At 34.6% G+C, this 2850-nt stretch carries 1 pseudogene; it reads left to right on the forward strand.

Annotated elements, in window-relative coordinates:
• A pseudogene (locus BN67_RS14585) lies at positions 1-2228 on the forward strand (type ISP restriction/modification enzyme); the annotation flags it as partial.
• Positions 2229-2850: the final 622 nt, after the last annotated feature.

Below are 2850 nucleotides of genomic sequence, written 5' to 3' on the forward strand. Positions count from 1 at the left end.
ACGGGGTGTTTCTATTCTGGACCCCTTTACTGGCACCGGTACCTTTATCACAAGGCTTTTACAATCCAACCTCATCAAACCAGAAGATATAGAATATAAATATCGTTATGATATCCATGCCAACGAGATTGTCTTGCTTGCCTATTACATAGCTGCGATTAATATTGAAACGACCTATCATAGTGTTATGAAAGGTGACTATATACCTTTCAAGCATATTGGTTTAGCTGATACTTTCCAGATGCTTGAAGGGAAAGATTTGCTGCGAGGTATATTCAAAGCAAACAGTGACTATTTAGAACTTCAGAAAAAACTAAACATTCAAGTTATCTTTGGTAATCCTCCTTATTCAACAAAGCAAAAAAATGAAAATGATAATGCAAAAAATACACCTTATCCGGTATTAGATGACCGTATTCGTGAGACCTATGCTACTCAATCAAAAGCAACCAATATGCAAGCACTTTATGATAGTTATATTCGTGCACTTCGTTGGGCGAGTGATCGTATAAAAGACCGTGGCGTTATTGGTTTTGTTACGAATGCAGGTTTTATCAGTGGTCATTCTCTAGATGGTTTACGCAAGTGCCTTGTTGAAGAGTTTAGTAGCCTTTATATTTTCCATTTACGGGGAAATGCAAGGACTTCTGGAGAACAGCGTAAAAAAGAAAGTGGTGGAGTTTTTGGTGAAGGGTCTCGAACTCCTATAGCGATTTCTATTCTTGTAAAGAATCCAGAATCTCAACAGCATGGTAAAATATATTTTCGTGATATTGGTGATTATCTCACAAGAGAAGAAAAGCTCACGATAATTAAAAAGTTTAGAAGTATTGATGGCATTACACAAAAACAAGGTTGGAGATCTATTACACCAGACAAACATGGTGATTGGATAAATCAACGTGATGAAAGTTTCGAAGCGTTCTTAGCTTTAGGTGATAAAAAAAATAATGATAAAAAATTATTTGCAATGTTTTCTCGTGGCATTATGACAAGCCGTGATGCGTGGACATATAACTCAAGCTGTGCAACAGTGGCAAAAAACATGAGTAATATGATTACTTTCTACAATAGCGAAGTAGAACGTTTTAATGATGGCTATCAACATTCTGATCGTGAGACACGTAAAAAAGCTGTAGACAGTTTCGTGAATTCAGATGCAAGTAAAATTAGCTGGAGTTATAATCTCAAAAAAGACTTGGTAAAAGGAAAGTCTTTCAATTTTAAGGAAAACTGTCTTACCAAAAGTTTGTATCGTCCTTTTACACGACAGTGGCTTTATAGCGATTCTGCACTCAACTGCGATGGTGCTTATCAGACGCGGATATTTCCGATAGGACAAGCGGTTGAAAATAGGGTCATACAGCTTTCAGGAGTTGGGGCAATAAAAAGTTTTTCTGTTTTGATGACGAATACTTTGCCTGATCTTAATGTTATAGATGGTGGTAGTCAATGTTTTCCAAGGTACTTTTACGAAGATGCTACGGTTTCAAAAGATAAAAATAAAAAGCAATCCCATTTATTCGAAAGCCCTATAGAGAACAGTGAAACAGCTGGTTTACAACGGCGTGATGCACTCACTGATGAAGGCTTAGCACATTTCAAAGCTGCTTATCCTGGTGAAAATATAACAAAAGATGATCTCTTCTATTATGTTTACGGTATTTTGCATTCAGAAGATTATCGTGCTCGTTATACTGATAATCTTTCTAAAGAATTGCCTCGTATCCCTTGTGTGAGAACTGCTGAAGATTTTTGGAAATTCACTAAAGCAGGGCGTGAACTTGCTCACTTGCATGTCAATTATGAAACTGTAGCACCTTATCCCGTGACTTTTAAAAAGGGTGATCCAAAACTGACTGATATTCCTCATCCTGAAGAATTTTATTACGTTACAGAAATGGAATTCACAAAAATGAAGAAGTGTAAGGAAAAAGATAAATCTACTGTCATTTATAATGGCAATATCATCATGACAGATATTCCTCTTGATGCCTATGACTATGTTGTTAATGGGAAACCTGCTCTTGAATGGGTTATGGAACGTCAATGTGTAAAAACTGATGAAAAAAGTGGCATTGTTAATGATGCCAATTGCTATGCCGTTGAAACCGTTGGCAATCCTGCTTATCCATTAGAGTTGTTTCAAAGGGTTATCACAGTAAGCTTAGAAACCATGAAAATCGTGAAAAACTTACCAACATTAGACATACAGAGAAACTGAATAACTTATAAAGCATGTTCACATGATGGGTATGATAAAACTCATAAGGGGTATAGAATATAGCGATTAATCTATACCTCTCTTGTTGGGTTGATTAGATACAATCTTTAAAAGGATAGTTTATACGCGTTATTCTAAAAAGAAGAAACTTGCACTTTTAAACACTCTTCTTTGGATTTCTTTAAGGCTTTTCAGAAACCCTTCCTCTATAAAATCAGATTTTTTGGGATTGCCTTTTAGAGATATCTCTAAATCTAAAATGAATTTAAAAAATAGAGCTAAAAGAGAAGTCCCAAAATATCTAAAATACAAAAAAACGAATAGCACCTCTCATAATCACAAGCTATTTTTTGAAATGCTTTAAAGAATCCCATGCTTTTCATAAGATGTGTTTTAATCACTCACTAAAATAGTCTATTGTGTCAGTTCAATTTACTGACACATAACTGACACGTTTTAATCAACGCCTATCATAGGTTTTCTTTAAAGATTGTACGATTGATATGAGTTATGTTTTAAAGATATTAACCATTTGAAATATAATGTTTTTTATTTTTTCTCATTAAAAAAATAATAGAGGGTCTAAAAAGAACTTTGCTAATCTCTATAATTATCAATCTCTCTTT

The sequence above is a fragment of the Bartonella rattaustraliani AUST/NH4 genome (assembly GCF_000312565.1).
In the GTDB taxonomy this organism is placed as follows: domain Bacteria; phylum Pseudomonadota; class Alphaproteobacteria; order Rhizobiales; family Rhizobiaceae; genus Bartonella; species Bartonella rattaustraliani.